Source organism: Bacillus sp. FSL K6-1366 (assembly GCF_037976695.1).
GTDB classification, from domain to species: Bacteria; Bacillota; Bacilli; order Bacillales; family Bacillaceae; genus Bacillus; species Bacillus subtilis.
The window spans coordinates 1,888,577-1,902,442 of the sequence record NZ_CP150268.1; the positions used below are offsets into that span (position 1 = coordinate 1,888,577).

The following is a 13,866-nucleotide window of genomic DNA, read 5'->3' on the forward strand; positions in this document are numbered from 1 at the left end:
CCTTACGAACGATGAAGTCTGGAATAGACAGGCTCGCCATCCCAAACCATTTCACTTTTTGCTTCCCGCCTCTTCATCTCAGGCTCTTCAAGCAGGACGGCAAAGTTTTTCGTCGGCAGCTCCCCGAGTCCGTGCTTTTCACTTAAACGATCCAAATATTGCTTCCGCTTGGCGCCAAGGTCCGCAGACTGATTGTCTCCCGCGTCACTGAAGGCATAAATCACACTGGCGCAAGGGACACGCTTCACCCGGTAATCCTTGGCCACGCGTAAATAAAAATCCCAATCCCAGTAATTGTGCACATCAGCATCGAAATACCCGATTTCATCATGCAGAAAACGTCTGTACATGCTGCCCGACGGCACGTATGTAGAAAACACTCTCATATCCTCATAGTCAGCGGTATAAGCAAACAATTTCCGTGACACTGGATATCTTGTTCCGTTTTTCTCTTCAAACGAAACTATTTCCGCATCAGAATGAACGAAGTCAGCCGTTTCTATTTCCTTTGCCATTTTCTCGATATGCCCTGGCGTAAAGAAATCATCGTCATCACACAGCATAATGCAATCCCCAGACGCCTCTTTTACACCGGCATTTCTCGCAGCCACATGCCCCGAGTTCTTTTCTAAATTGATGACAGCAATCGGCAGCTCCGGATACAGTGCTTTGACCGGCACGACCGATTCACCGGCATCATTCACAATAATAATTTCATACGGCTTCAAGGTCTGGCGGGAAATCGACTCCAAAAGCTCACACAAAGCCGGAATCCGATTATAGGTCACAATTACGATAGAAATCTTCATGATGCTCTCCTTCTCATTTTCATAGTCATGTACTATTAAAACATATATTGGACGGGAGATCAGTGGGAATATCCTACTGAAACGGCATACTACAATGATAGAAACAGCAAAGTGGCTCCGATCAGAAGCACCATGATCAGCATCAGATTTCCAAAGACATGAAAGAGATCTTTCAGGCGGACGCCATTCGGAAGGATAAGACGCCACAGCTTAGATTGATAGACCGGCAGCAGCACCAGTGCATAAGAAAGACACAAAAATGTAAAAGCCGGCGGAACAAAAGCACAGCCTGTATCGTCCCAATTCATCATGATGTCTTTCATACTAGATCCATCCAATAAAATCAAAGATATCATGAGGGCCAGCACCACAAAGGACCCCAATTGAACCTCAAACAGGCGCATTTTCTGGTTATATGCAAATCGGACCGCCCAAAACCAGACATAAGCATATGAACATAACAGCGTAAGAATGGCACCTGCTGTAAAGACGACATCAGGCAGCCAATCAAGCAGAAAAACAAAAGGCAAGCTGGCTGCCATAGCCAAGAGCATGCAGCCACCAGTAAACAAAAATACTGCCCCATGAGCTACAAAACCATATAAACAAGAGCTAATCCTCACGACATACACATCCTTTACATAGAAATTCTATGTATATACCTAAAAAATCAGGCAAGCTGACGCCTGCCAATATAACAGCCCATTCGGCCAAATAACGGAAATAACAGCGTTGCAATAGCACAAGTTCCAACAAACCAAGGTGTCAACAAGGATTGAAACAGCGCAGCAGGAATTACATTGAATAGAAAAACAAGCATAAAAATGACGTTTGGCACCATTGAGATCAGAATCGTATGTAGAACAAGCTTTTCTCCGCGTTTTCCAAACTCCTTCACGCCTTGATACCCAATCAGCACCCAGTAGATCATATATGCAGCTAAGATCAGCCAAACAGAAACAGAAATGCCTTTCCATACTGCTTGAACAAACGGTGATTCAAGCCATACATGCATTATTGTAATCGCAATGCCGACAGCGAATAGGGCACTGTTACAGAAAAGATGGAACATCAAAAACGCACGGAACGTTACTGGCTGTATTTTCTTAAACGAAGAAACAATGTCAGTTGGTGTTCCAAACGCCTGCAATAAAGTCTGCATAGCTTCCTCCTCACTCTTTCCTTCCTGAAAAGAGCAAAACAGATGATGTTCAATATGGCTCTCAATCTCTTCTATCATTGCCTCGCCTTCAGGAAGCCCTTTAAGCCCGCTTTTGATTTCGGATACATATGTTTCTTTATCCATTTTGTCCGCTCCACTTCAGTATTCGGTCCATCATGGCTGAAAATACGCTCCATTCCTTCGTGCGTTCCGCCAGCACTTCTTTGCCTTCGTCTGTAATCCGGTAATATTTGCGGTCCGGTCCTTTCTCCTGCTTCTCCCAGTAGGAAGAAATATATCCTTGGCGTTCAAGCTTGTGAAGAGAAGGATACAAGGTCCCTTCTTTCATCTGCAGCTCGTTTCCGCTGCGGCTTCCCATTTCTTTTACAAGCTCATAGCCGTACATCGGCCGCTCGTTCAGAAGCGTCAATACCAATATAACCGTGCTTCCCTTAACCAGCTCACGATTTAACATCTCAAAACCCCTACCTAGTTTTCTTATGTAGCATTTTACGAAAGCCCGTTGAGATTGTCAAATGATTCCTATAGATCTTCTATATTGTGATACAGAGAAAATCTAACTATAATGAAAGACAAAACATGATGGAGGTTCAAGACATGTCTATGCATAAAGCACTCACCATTGCCGGCTCAGATTCCAGCGGCGGTGCTGGGATTCAAGCTGATTTAAAAACATTTCAAGAAAAAAACGTATACGGGATGACCGCCTTAACGGTGATCGTTGCGATGGACCCAAACAACAGCTGGGACCATCAGGTATTCCCGATCGATACTGATACAATCCGCGCCCAGCTTGCAACAATTACGGACGGCATCGGCGTGGACGCCATGAAAACAGGAATGCTGCCAACCGTTGACATTATCGAGCTTGCGGCAAAAACGATCAAAGAAAAACAATTAAAAAATGTGGTAATTGACCCGGTTATGGTTTGCAAAGGTGCTAATGAAGTCCTTTATCCGGAGCACGCCCAAGCCCTGCGTGAGCAATTGGCTCCGCTAGCCACTGTCATTACGCCCAACTTGTTTGAAGCCAGCCAGCTCAGCGGCATGGATGAACTAAAAACAGTTGACGATATGATCGAAGCCGCGAAAAAAATTCACGCACTCGGCGCTCAATATGTCGTCATTACAGGCGGAGGCAAACTCAAACATGAGAAAGCCGTTGATGTTCTCTATGACGGAGAAACAGCAGAAGTCCTTGAAAGCGAAATGATCGATACGCCTTATACACATGGCGCAGGCTGTACATTCTCAGCAGCCGTGACAGCGGAGCTCGCCAAAGGTGCGGAAGTCAAAGAAGCCATTTACGCAGCGAAAGAATTCATCACAGCGGCTATTAAAGAATCCTTCCCGCTAAACCAGTATGTTGGTCCTACGAAGCATTCTGCACTGCGCCTGAATCAACAATCATAAACAAAAGGGGCTGCCTTACAGAGAGGCAGCCCTTTTTAAATCACCGAAGACTTTTCACAGAAAAAACTGCCGATCCCATCGGCAGCCTGTTTATTTGATTTTTAAATTGTTTGCAGATTTCCTCAAAAATGTTTCTATCGACTGAACAAAAAGTGCATATTCCTTCATTTGTTCATATGCCCGCGTGAGAATTTCCGCCGTTTCACTGTGCGGCGTTGTTCCGCCAAGCATTTTTTTCAGCTGAAGCAGCACATCCTTATATTCTTCTCGCTTATCTTCAACTTGGTTAGCAGCCTTTTCCAAACATTCCGGTGTTATCTTCTGTTCATGTATATTCAAGAAAACAACTCCTTTTACAGAAAAAAATAGTAGGTTATCGTTGAAGAATAGCACAGATGGCTCAGATTTCACATAAGAAAATAGAAGGATTTTCTACATAAGTGTCCAAATTCCGACATTCATTTCAGATTTCCCGGTCGAACTGGCTGTTACTTCATGATTTCCCGGGAAAGGAAAATATCTCGCACTAAAGACCTCTTCTCCGTTATTGATAAAGATTTCAACAGAGGATGCGTCGATAAACATGTGCACGGTATGCAAATCCTTGATGCGGCAATGTCTCGACTCTTTTCTTTTTCCGTCGAAGCTCGTCCGTTCCAGCGTAACAATCCCCTCGTCTTTGTGGAAGGAAAACGTAGCCGTTCCGCGGATACTGATTGAAAAGCCAGACTCCGTATGAATGTCTTCCAGCAGAATCTCAGCTCTTTCAGGGTTTTCCACTGGAAGCGTACCAGATGATCCATGCATATTGATGTGTATTTTTTTCTCATTTCTGCGCATGGCTTTCAGCTCAGGCAGCGGCTGCTGAATCAGCTTCTCGCCTGATATTGTCAGCTGTCTCGGCAGCGTCATGCAGTGAATCCAGTGATAGTCAATCGTCGGATGAGATCCTTCATCCTGGTCAGGCACAGCCATCCATGCAAACAAAATTCGTCTGCCCTGATTATCTTCAAGTGTTTGCGGCGCGTAAAAATCAAAACCTTGATCAAGTTCCCTAAAATCACCATGCTTCAGTTCAGGCTTGTTATAATCGAGACACCCGACAAAATAACCTGACTGGTATACGTTCTGATAAAGGAAACCGTCAGCCTCAAGCCCTTGAGGCGAAACAATCAGCACGTCCGATCCTTGAAGGGAAAACAAATCAGGGCATTCCCACATGTATCCAAAATCGTCCAGCCCGTTGAAGCCCGCGCCGGTTATCGGGCCAAGAAATCTCCACTCACTCAGGTTATCAGAAGCAAACAATACAGCCTGCCCTTTCAAATTCTCTGTTTGCGCACCAATCACCATATACCATGTGCCTTCATGCTCCCATACCTTCGGATCGCGAAAATGCGCCGTATATCCTTCCGGAAGGCGGGCGACAACACCCTTTTTCTCAAAGGACAGCCCGTCGTCAGAAACAGCAAGGCATTGATACGTTTCCCGATTTCCATCCTGATCCCTGACATTTCCTGTGTAAAACAGATAGAGCCGATCGTCTTTCGTGACAGCGCTGCCCGAGTAGCAGCCGTTTTTATCAAACCAATCACTCGGAGCCAGCGCAATCTCTTCCCGCTTCCAATTCACAACATCCTGTGTCGTATAATGCCCCCAAAATTTTGCGCCGTGCCCCGTCTGAAACGGCTGCCACTGAAAGAATACATGATAGCTGCCCTTCCAATAAATCACGCCATTCGGGTCATTCAGCAGCCCAACCGGCGGCATGATATGAAAATGCTGGCGGTGCGGATCGCTGTTAGCGATGGGCTCTTTTTTCTCCACTTCTTCATAAGCCCGGCGACGAAGCTCCTGGTCATGTGCTGTCATTTTTTCCTCTCCTCATCCTCATTAATCTTCATGACAAATGCTGCAATGAACGCTGACACTGCCGCAATCGCCATGCCAATCAGATAGTTGATCAAGTTGCCCATGCCAAACGGCGCAGCAATGGCGATCATCGGAATTCCCGTTAACCCGTAAGCGTTTGCAGCTACATGTGTAAAGACGACATATGCTCCACCCAATGCGCCTCCGATCATCGCGGCGATAAACGGTTTTCGGTAGCGAAGATTGACTCCGAATATGACGGGCTCAGTAATGCCGAGAAAAGCGGAAAATGCTGCCGGAAGCGCGATTTCTTTTGTCTTTGCCTTTTTCGCCATAAAGAAGACGGCAAGACCTGCCCCGCCCTGTGCGACATTCGCCATTGACCAGATCGGCAGCAAGTAGTTTTTGCCTATATCTGCAATAAGCCCCGCCTCAATCGCATGGAAGCTGTGATGAACACCTGTCAGCACGATGAGTGAATACGTGCCCCCGAAAATCAAACCTGCCACAAAACCGGCATGGTCATATACATAAGTTAAAGCAACCGTAATGCCGGAGCCAAGCGCTCTGCCCAGAGGGCCAATCGCGATAAAAGCAACAAACCCGGTGACAATTACAGTAACAAAAGGTGTAACAAGCAAGTCTACCGCATGCGGAACCACTTTTCTTGTCCATTTCTCTACCTTGCTCATTACATAAACCGCCAGCAGAACAGGGATGACAGTTCCCTGATAGCCTAGAAGCGCGATATCAAATCCGAAAAGATGCATATAATCAGGTGTCGCTTCAGCCAAACCCCATGGATTCAAAAGGTTTGGATGAATCATGATTCCCCCAATGACCGCTCCCAAGTACGGGTTGCTGCCAAATTCTTTTGAAGCGCTTACTCCGATTAGAATCGGCAAGAAAATGAATGCTGCACTTGAAAACATATCAAGCAGCTGAAAAACTGCAGAATCCTTGCTCATCCAATGAAACGCATTGATCATACCCAGCAATCCCATTAATAGGCCGCTGGCTACAATAGCCGGGATGATTGGAACAAAAATATTAGAAAGCGCTTTCGCAAATCTCGCAGCGGGATTCAGCTTTTCTTTTGCCGCATCCTGATGATTTACGTGTTCTTCACGCTCGATATCAGCTTCTTTAGCAAAGGCATCGAATACTTTATTCACAAGGCCTGTTCCGAAAATGATCTGGTACTGGCCAGAGCTGCTGAAAGCCCCTTTGACGCCATCAAGCTCTTCTACTTGTGCTTGATCTATCTTTGATTCATCTTTCATCACTAAACGCAGTCTTGTTGCACAATGAGCCGCGCTGATAATATTTTCTTTCCCTCCGAGAAGCTCAATGAGGCGTTTTGCAGTCTCTTTGTAATCCATCTATTTCTCCCCCTTTTATTTAAACAAAAAAGACCTAAAATTCGCCAACGAATAAAGGACACAGCGATCCTTTTTCATTTACGCAAATTTTAGGTCTTGCCTGCTTTACCAGTCACAATCCCGCTTATTCAGATCAAGAATACGCTTTCATCATAAATCATGACAGCGTTTTCGTCAACTATTTTTTTAGTTAAATAGTTTGATAAAACATGTAGACAAAAATTCGTAAAAATTAATTGTGAAATACTTCACAATATCGTGCTATACTATGCTCAATCATGAAAGAAAGCAGGAAAAGACAATGGAAACTCAAGCATTACAAAAGGTTGAACAGTATGCTTTGAAAAAACAAAACATATTCACTTCAAGCAAAATCCGTTATGTGCTTCGGTCCATTTTGGCCAGTATGTTTATTGGTTTTGGCATTACAGCCGCAAGCAAAACAGGCAGCTATTTCTTTATGGCTGATTCTCCGTTTGCCTTTCCGGCTGCCGCTGTCACTTTCGGGGCCGCTATTCTGATGATTGCTTACGGAGGCGGAGATTTATTTACCGGCAACACCTTTTATTTCACCTATACCGCGCTCCGGAAAAAAATCAGCTGGCGCGACACCCTGTACTTGTGGATGTCAAGCTATGCCGGCAATTTAATCGGCGCCATTCTGTTTGCCATCCTGATCAGCGCGACGGGACTTTTTGAGGAGCCTTCTGTTCATTCCTTTTTGATTCATTTGGCAGAGCACAAAATGGAGCCGCCGGCTTCCGAATTGTTTTTCAGAGGAATGCTGTGCAATTGGCTTGTGTGCCTCGCCTTTTTCATTCCAATGTCTCTCAAAGGGGAAGGAGCAAAGCTTTTTACCATGATGCTTTTCGTTTTCTGCTTCTTTATTTCCGGCTTTGAACACAGCATTGCCAATATGTGCACATTCGCCATCTCGCTTTTGATCGAGCACCCTGATACAGTGACACTGATGGGAGCAGTCAGAAACTTAATCCCCGTTACGCTCGGCAATCTGACCGCGGGAATAGTTATGATGGGCTGGATGTACTACACACTGAATCCTGATCAATAAAAAAACTTCCAGAGATCACTCCCTGCAAGTCAAAGCGGTTATTCCGAGAGATCTTGAAGACGCTGGACATGCAGCGTGATATAGCCGGCCTCGGATTCCGGCAAATGTAATTGATATTCATTTTTCAAAAACTCCGCCAGCTCCAGCGCACATTGATAGGCGAATGAATACTTTTTTTGGATGAAATAAAGCATCTCCTCGTCCATACGATGGAGCGCTTCATTTGATTCCAACCGGCTGACCGCGTATCGCAAATGCGTGACAAGGCGTTGATAGGAAATGCTGTTTTCATCCACCTTTCGATTAAAGTATTGTTCTATTTTCTCTATCATTTCTTTGATCATGGTCGTATGCTTCAGCGCCGAATACATGCTCTCCGCATCCATCTTGGCCGTATGGATGTGAAGGGCAATATAACCCGCTTCATCTTCAGGCAGAGACACGCCCAATGTCTCTTTTACATGTCCGATCGCCCACAGGCCGATCTCATATTCTTTTTTATAGAGCGCCTTTATCTCATGCAGCAATTTATTCTGCACAAGCAGCCCATTTTGAATCCTTTCGATCGCAAAGGACAAATGGTCGGAAAGCGCGATATGAATGTGATCGCTCAGCGGCGCCGCGAGCTCTCCTTCCGCATAGCTGATGATATCCTCAGCTATTTCTATATGCTCCTCCGGCAGTGTTTGCAGGATTTGTTTGAACTTTTCATTCTCGTCGCGCACGACAAAGATCTTTTCCACTTTATTCATAGGGATGAGATCATTTTTCTTTTTTTGAAAAGCGATTCCCGGCCCCATCACGATTTTTTCCTGATCATCCTCTTTTATTAAAGCCGCATTGTTGTTTAATACTTTATAGATTTTCAAGAGGTTATCTCTCCCGCCAATTTGCTTTTGACTGGGATTTTACCTCCTTTTGACCGCCATGTAAAGATGCGGGCCCGCTCTCTCCTGCTTTGGCGATTCCTTGAAGGCTTGCAAACATCTTCTTTTATAAAGCGCGGCGGCTTTCGCTTTCTGCTTTTCTTCCTCATTCACAGCCATCCGCCACTCATAAAACGAAACGAGTCCTGCGGCCTGCACAGCCGCCTTTCTTTGGTATGTACGCTGAGCCGAATAGACCGCGGCAGCCGCAGTTTTTCTGTCCGGCGTCACCCAGTTCATCAAAAAGACCATCCACACCCGTAAAGATACAAGCAAACGTTTCATAGAAAAACATCCCTCCGCTTCTTTTTGGCAGGCAGCCTTTTTAGCAGCCCGTTTTCTCAGCCGCAGCCCGCAAGAAAAGACGGCCGATTTCTTTTCTCGCAAACTAGCGGCTCTAGCAAAACTCATGACTCTATGATAGACCGTGGAAAGAGAATTCTTTGTCACAATATGAGTGAAAAAACCAACTAGTTTTTAGAAGTTTTGTTGAAAGCTGAAAGAATTGAAATGAAAATTGGAGAACCGCTTTGAAAACTTTATACACAAGTTATCCCAAAGATAAGAACAACTTAATCACAAGAGATATCCACATGTCCACAAACTCTATCTATATTTTGTATACGAACGTATATTCCTAACTATATATATACACAGGTTTATTCACTTATACACAGGGTTCTGTGTATAACTCCTTCGTTATACACAAACAAAATCCAATAAATGGTCCAAATGACACAAGGATTTTTTTGAATTTTCAAGAAATATATACTAGATCTTTCACATTTTTTCTAAATACAAAGGGGGAAACACATTGAAAAAGGGGATCATTCGCTTTCTGCTTGTAAGTTTTGTCTTATTTTTTGCGTTATCCACAGGTATTACGGGCGTCCAGGCAGCTCCGGCTTCTTCAAAAACGTCGGCTGATCTGGAAAAAGCCGAGGTATTCGGTGATATCGACATGACGACAAGCAAAAAAACAACCGTTATAGTGGAATTAAAAGAAAAATCCTTGGCAGAAGCGAAGGAAGCGGGAGAAAGCCAATCGAAAAGCAAGCTGAAAACCGCTCGCACAAAAGCAAAAAACAAAGCAATCAAAGCGGTGAAAAACGGAAAAGTAAACCGGGAATATGAGCAGGTATTCTCAGGCTTCTCTATGAAGCTTCCAGCTAATGAGATTCCAAAACTTCTCGCGGTAAAAGACGTTAAGGCAGTGTACCCGAACGTCACATATAAAACAGACAATATGAAGGATAAAGACGTCACAATCTCCGAAGACGCCGTATCTCCGCAAATGGATGACAGTGCGCCTTATATCGGAGCAAACGATGCATGGGATTTAGGCTACACAGGAAAAGGCATCAAGGTGGCGATTATTGACACTGGGGTTGAATACAATCACCCAGATCTGAAGAAAAACTTTGGACAATATAAAGGATACGATTTTGTGGACAATGATTACGATCCAAAAGAAACACCAACAGGCGATCCGAGGGGCGGAGCGACTGACCACGGCACACACGTAGCCGGAACTGTGGCTGCAAACGGAACAATTAAAGGCGTAGCGCCTGATGCAACACTTCTTGCTTATCGTGTGTTAGGGCCTGGCGGAAGCGGCACAACGGAAAACGTCATCGCCGGTGTGGAACGTGCAGTGCAGGACGGAGCAGATGTGATGAACCTGTCTCTCGGAAACTCTTTAAACAACCCGGACTGGGCGACAAGCACAGCGCTTGACTGGGCCATGTCAGAAGGCGTTGTCGCTGTTACCTCAAACGGCAACAGCGGACCGAACGGCTGGACAGTCGGATCGCCGGGCACATCAAGAGAAGCGATTTCTGTCGGTGCGACTCAGCTGCCGCTCAATGAATACGCCGTCACATTCGGCTCCTACTCTTCAGCAAAAGTGATGGGCTATAACAAGGAGGACGAAGTCAAAGCGCTCAATAACAAAGAAGTTGAGCTTGTCGAAGCGGGAATCGGCGAAGCAAAGGATTTTGAAGGGAAAGACCTGACAGGCAAAGTCGCCGTTGTCAAACGAGGCAGCATTGCATTTGTGGATAAAGCGGATAACGCTAAAAAAGCCGGTGCAATCGGCATGGTTGTGTATAACAACCTCTCTGGAGAAATTGAAGCCAATGTGCCAGGCATGTCTGTCCCAACGATTAAGCTTTCATTAGAAGACGGCGAAAAACTCGTCAGCGCCCTGAAAGCTGGTGAGACAAAAACAACATTCAAGTTGACGGTCTCAAAAGCGCTCGGTGAACAAGTGGCTGATTTCTCATCACGCGGCCCTGTTATGGATACGTGGATGATTAAGCCTGATATTTCGGCGCCAGGGGTCAATATCGTGAGCACGATCCCAACACACGATCCTGACCATCCATACGGCTACGGATCAAAACAAGGAACAAGCATGGCATCGCCTCATATTGCCGGAGCGGTTGCCGTTATTAAACAAGCCAAACCAAAGTGGAGCGTTGAACAGATTAAAGCCGCCATCATGAATACCGCTGTCACTTTAAAGGATAGCGATGGGGAAGTATATCCACATAACGCTCAAGGCGCAGGCAGCGCAAGAATCATGAACGCAATCAAAGCAGATTCGCTCGTCTCACCTGGAAGCTATTCATACGGCACGTTCTTGAAGGAAAACGGAAACGAAACGAAAAAAGAAACGTTTACGATTGAAAATCAATCTTCCATTAGAAAATCATACACACTGGAATACTCATTTAATGGCAGCGGCATCTCCACATCCGGCACAAGCCGTGTTGTGATTCCGGCACATCAAACCGGGAAAGCCACTGCAAAAGTAAAGGTCAATACGAAGAAAACAAAAGCTGGCACCTATGAAGGAACGGTTATCGTCAGAGAAGGCGGAAAAACGGTCGCTAAGGTACCTACATTGCTGATTGTGAAAGAGCCCGATTATCCGAGAGTCACATCTGTCTCTGTCAGCGAAGGGTCTGTACAAGGTACCTATCAAATTGAAACCTACCTTCCTGCGGGAGCGGAAGAGTTGGCGTTCCTCGTCTATGACAGCAACCTTGATTTCGCAGGCCAAGCCGGCATTTATAAAAACCAAGATAAAGGTTACCAGTACTTTGACTGGGACGGCACGATTAATGGCGGAACCAAACTTCCGGCCGGAGAGTATTACTTGCTCGCATATGCCGCGAACAAAGGCAAGTCAAGCCAGGTTTTGACCGAAGAACCTTTCACTGTTGAATAAGAAAAAGCCCTGCCGAATCGGCAGGGCTTTTTAAAGATCAGTCAGCAAACGCCTCCTGCAATAATCGATACGATCGGAGCTTATCTTCAAAATGATGTGTGATGGTCACCACCATGATTTCCTCTGTTTCATACGCTTTACTCAAAGCTAGCAGCCGCTCCTTAACCTGTTCTTTCGTACCGACAATCATTCGATTTCGATTATCAGCAATTCGTCTCTGTTCATAAGGAGAATACGTATTTTTCCGAACAGCTTCATACGAAGGAACTCCCTCTAAAGGAATACCCTGCTCTCCCGCCAAAAGTGTAAAATCAAGCACAGCCCCAAGCTCCTCTGCCTTCTCCTCCGTGTCAGCACAAAGAACAAAAACAGCAACTGCCGCTCGAGGCGTATCTCCTAACACAGATGGTTTGAATCGCCTCTTATACTGTCTGACAGTACCCTCTCCGCCCTCTCCATTGATAAAATGGGCAAACATATAGCCAGCGCCAGATTCAGCTGCGAGCAGCGCGCTTTCTCCAGATGAGCCGAGCAGCCACACTTCCGGAGCCGTTGAAATATGCGGCGCAGCCGTCAGATTCGGAAAACGGTGTTTATCATCCGCCAAATCATGCAAATACATGGTCAGCTCCTTGATTTGCTGCGGATACTGATCAGCATTGCGCTTACCGCCGTCATTCAGCGCCCATGATGCAATCGGCATTCCCCCCGGTGCTCTGCCAAGCCCCAGGTCAATTCTTCCTGGTGTCAGCCCCTCCAGAACACGAAAGTTTTCAGCTACTTTATAAGCACTATAATGCGGCAGCATGACTCCTCCTGATCCAACACGGATTCGCTTTGTTTTCGCCGCTATATGACTGATTAGCACCTCAGGACTGGACCCTGCCAGCCGTTTTGAAAAGTGATGCTCAGAAACCCAAAATCTCTTATATCCAAGGTCCTCAGCAGCTTGAGCAAGCGCAACGGTTTGCTGTAAGGCCGTTTCAGCATTGCTGCCCTCTGATACTGGAGATTGATCTAATATACTTAATGAAACCATCCCTACCACCTCATCCTCATCGTATCACTGATCTTCTATTTTTTCTCCAAAGCCGCTCACACTGCTTATCAGTGTCCCCTATCATTCGCCATTTATTTGTGAAAGCCTGTCCCTATTTGTCGGAATATGTTACACGTGAAACATAAAAACCCCTCCAGACGGAGAGGTTTGCTTTAGTTTTTATTAAAGCCCTTTTCTTTCACGTAGTCATTTAAATACGTACGCGGCTTTTGCTTCATAAAGTTCAGTATTTGATCGGACCACGTTTCTTCCCGCTGCCCGTTTGTTCTTTCTCTATAGTAATCAGAAATGGTTTTGTCATACGTATTCATAGTATGACGGAAATCGTCTGTGTTCACATTATACGTATTCTCATGATAAACGGCCTGCTTTGGCAATCTCGGTTTTTTGCCGGAAAGGTTCGCAGGATGGCCTACTGCCAGTCCGAAAAGCGGGAGCACATGGTCAGGCGTTTGCAGCACCTCTGTCACCTTGTCCAGTTCATTCCGAATGCCGCCGATATAGCAAATGCCAAGCCCCATGGATTCAGCGGCAATGCTCATATTTTGCGCTGCCAGCGCCGCATCAATCAAGCTAACCATAAACATTTCTGTATTCTCGAGCAGCTCAGAAATATGTTCACCTTTTTCCTCAGCCAGTTTTTGATGGCGGTACAAATCCGCACAAAATACAAAAAAGTGTCCGTTCTTCTCAACGTAAGGCTGATTCCCAGCAAGCACGGACAGCTCACGTTTTTTCTCAGGATCAGAAACCCCGATAATCGAATATGCCTGCACATAGCTGGATGTAGACGCAGCCTGCGCACTTTTCACTAATGTATCAATTTCTTCAGCTGTCAAAAGCTGATCAGTAAAAGACCGGATTGACCGATGATTCAAAATGGTTTCGATTGTGTTATTCATCACAAAAACCTC

At 45.5% G+C, this 13,866-nt stretch carries 14 protein-coding genes; 3 read left to right on the forward strand and 11 right to left on the reverse strand.

The window, feature by feature from the left end:
* Positions 1 to 2 precede the first annotated feature (2 nt).
* From MHI44_RS09890 to MHI44_RS09905, 4 genes are all read right to left on the reverse strand, one after another.
* A complete protein-coding gene (locus MHI44_RS09890; protein WP_069703977.1) occupies positions 3 to 809 on the reverse strand; it encodes a glycosyltransferase family 2 protein in 807 nt (268 codons plus the stop codon).
* A gap of 89 nt (positions 810 to 898) precedes the next feature.
* Entirely contained in the window at positions 899 to 1,432 is a 534-nt protein-coding gene (locus MHI44_RS09895; protein ID WP_048654799.1) for a hypothetical protein, read from the reverse strand.
* A 47-nt stretch (positions 1,433 to 1,479) separates the two neighbouring features.
* The gene (locus MHI44_RS09900; RefSeq protein WP_048654800.1) at positions 1,480 to 2,115 is read right to left on the reverse strand and encodes a permease prefix domain 1-containing protein; all 636 of its coding nucleotides are present in this window, start codon (positions 2,113 to 2,115) and stop codon (positions 1,480 to 1,482) included.
* Positions 2,108 to 2,446 (reverse strand): PadR family transcriptional regulator, encoded by a 339-nt coding sequence (locus MHI44_RS09905; RefSeq protein WP_003227432.1) that lies wholly within the window; start codon positions 2,444 to 2,446, stop codon positions 2,108 to 2,110. The genes MHI44_RS09900 and MHI44_RS09905 overlap by 8 nt, the downstream gene beginning before the upstream one ends.
* A gap of 143 nt (positions 2,447 to 2,589) precedes the next feature.
* Between MHI44_RS09905 and MHI44_RS09910 the strand changes: the two genes are divergently transcribed.
* A complete protein-coding gene (locus MHI44_RS09910) occupies positions 2,590 to 3,405 on the forward strand; it encodes a bifunctional hydroxymethylpyrimidine kinase/phosphomethylpyrimidine kinase (RefSeq protein ID WP_014665830.1) in 816 nt (271 codons plus the stop codon).
* A gap of 90 nt (positions 3,406 to 3,495) precedes the next feature.
* Here the strand turns inward: MHI44_RS09910 and MHI44_RS09915 are convergent, their stop codons facing one another.
* The 3 genes from MHI44_RS09915 to scrA form a co-directional block, all read right to left on the reverse strand.
* The gene (locus MHI44_RS09915; RefSeq protein ID WP_003243437.1) at positions 3,496 to 3,744 is read right to left on the reverse strand and encodes a hypothetical protein; all 249 of its coding nucleotides are present in this window, start codon (positions 3,742 to 3,744) and stop codon (positions 3,496 to 3,498) included.
* 93 nt (positions 3,745 to 3,837) lie between these two features.
* Positions 3,838 to 5,277, reverse strand: coding sequence for a sucrose-6-phosphate hydrolase (sacA, locus tag MHI44_RS09920; RefSeq protein ID WP_339203402.1), 1,440 nt, complete (start codon positions 5,275 to 5,277; stop codon positions 3,838 to 3,840).
* Entirely contained in the window at positions 5,274 to 6,659 is a 1,386-nt protein-coding gene (scrA, locus tag MHI44_RS09925; RefSeq protein ID WP_339203404.1) for a PTS system sucrose transporter subunit IIBC, read from the reverse strand. The genes sacA and scrA overlap by 4 nt, the downstream gene beginning before the upstream one ends.
* Positions 6,660 to 6,960: 301 nt before the next feature.
* Here scrA and MHI44_RS09930 point away from each other — a divergent pair, with 301 nt between their 5' ends.
* On the forward strand, positions 6,961 to 7,731 hold the full coding sequence (locus tag MHI44_RS09930) for a formate/nitrite transporter family protein (RefSeq protein WP_069703974.1): 771 nt from the start codon (positions 6,961 to 6,963) through the stop codon (positions 7,729 to 7,731).
* Between the two features lie 38 nt (positions 7,732 to 7,769).
* Here MHI44_RS09930 and sacT read toward each other — a convergent pair whose 3' ends face one another.
* Both sacT and MHI44_RS09940 read right to left on the reverse strand, forming a co-directional pair.
* Positions 7,770 to 8,600, reverse strand: a complete 831-nt coding sequence (gene sacT / locus MHI44_RS09935; protein WP_003227423.1) for a sac operon transcriptional antiterminator SacT — start codon at positions 8,598 to 8,600, stop codon at positions 7,770 to 7,772.
* 39 nt (positions 8,601 to 8,639) lie between these two features.
* Positions 8,640 to 8,942 carry a hypothetical protein gene (locus MHI44_RS09940; protein ID WP_003222155.1) on the reverse strand — a complete coding sequence of 101 codons (303 nt, stop codon included), beginning with the start codon at positions 8,940 to 8,942 and terminating at the stop codon, positions 8,640 to 8,642.
* Positions 8,943 to 9,471: 529 nt separating this feature from the next.
* Here MHI44_RS09940 and vpr point away from each other — a divergent pair.
* Complete coding sequence (vpr, locus tag MHI44_RS09945) at positions 9,472 to 11,892, forward strand: serine protease Vpr (RefSeq protein ID WP_319620281.1); 2,421 nt, start codon at positions 9,472 to 9,474, stop codon at positions 11,890 to 11,892.
* Between the two features lie 37 nt (positions 11,893 to 11,929).
* Here the strand turns inward: vpr and MHI44_RS09950 are convergent, their stop codons facing one another.
* The gene (locus MHI44_RS09950; RefSeq protein WP_339203407.1) at positions 11,930 to 12,931 is read right to left on the reverse strand and encodes an LLM class flavin-dependent oxidoreductase; all 1,002 of its coding nucleotides are present in this window, start codon (positions 12,929 to 12,931) and stop codon (positions 11,930 to 11,932) included.
* A gap of 173 nt (positions 12,932 to 13,104) precedes the next feature.
* Positions 13,105 to 13,854: an oxygen-insensitive NADPH nitroreductase gene (nfsA, locus tag MHI44_RS09955; protein WP_017696211.1), complete on the reverse strand. Its 750-nt coding sequence runs from the start codon at positions 13,852 to 13,854 to the stop codon at positions 13,105 to 13,107.
* Positions 13,855 to 13,866 lie beyond the last annotated feature (12 nt).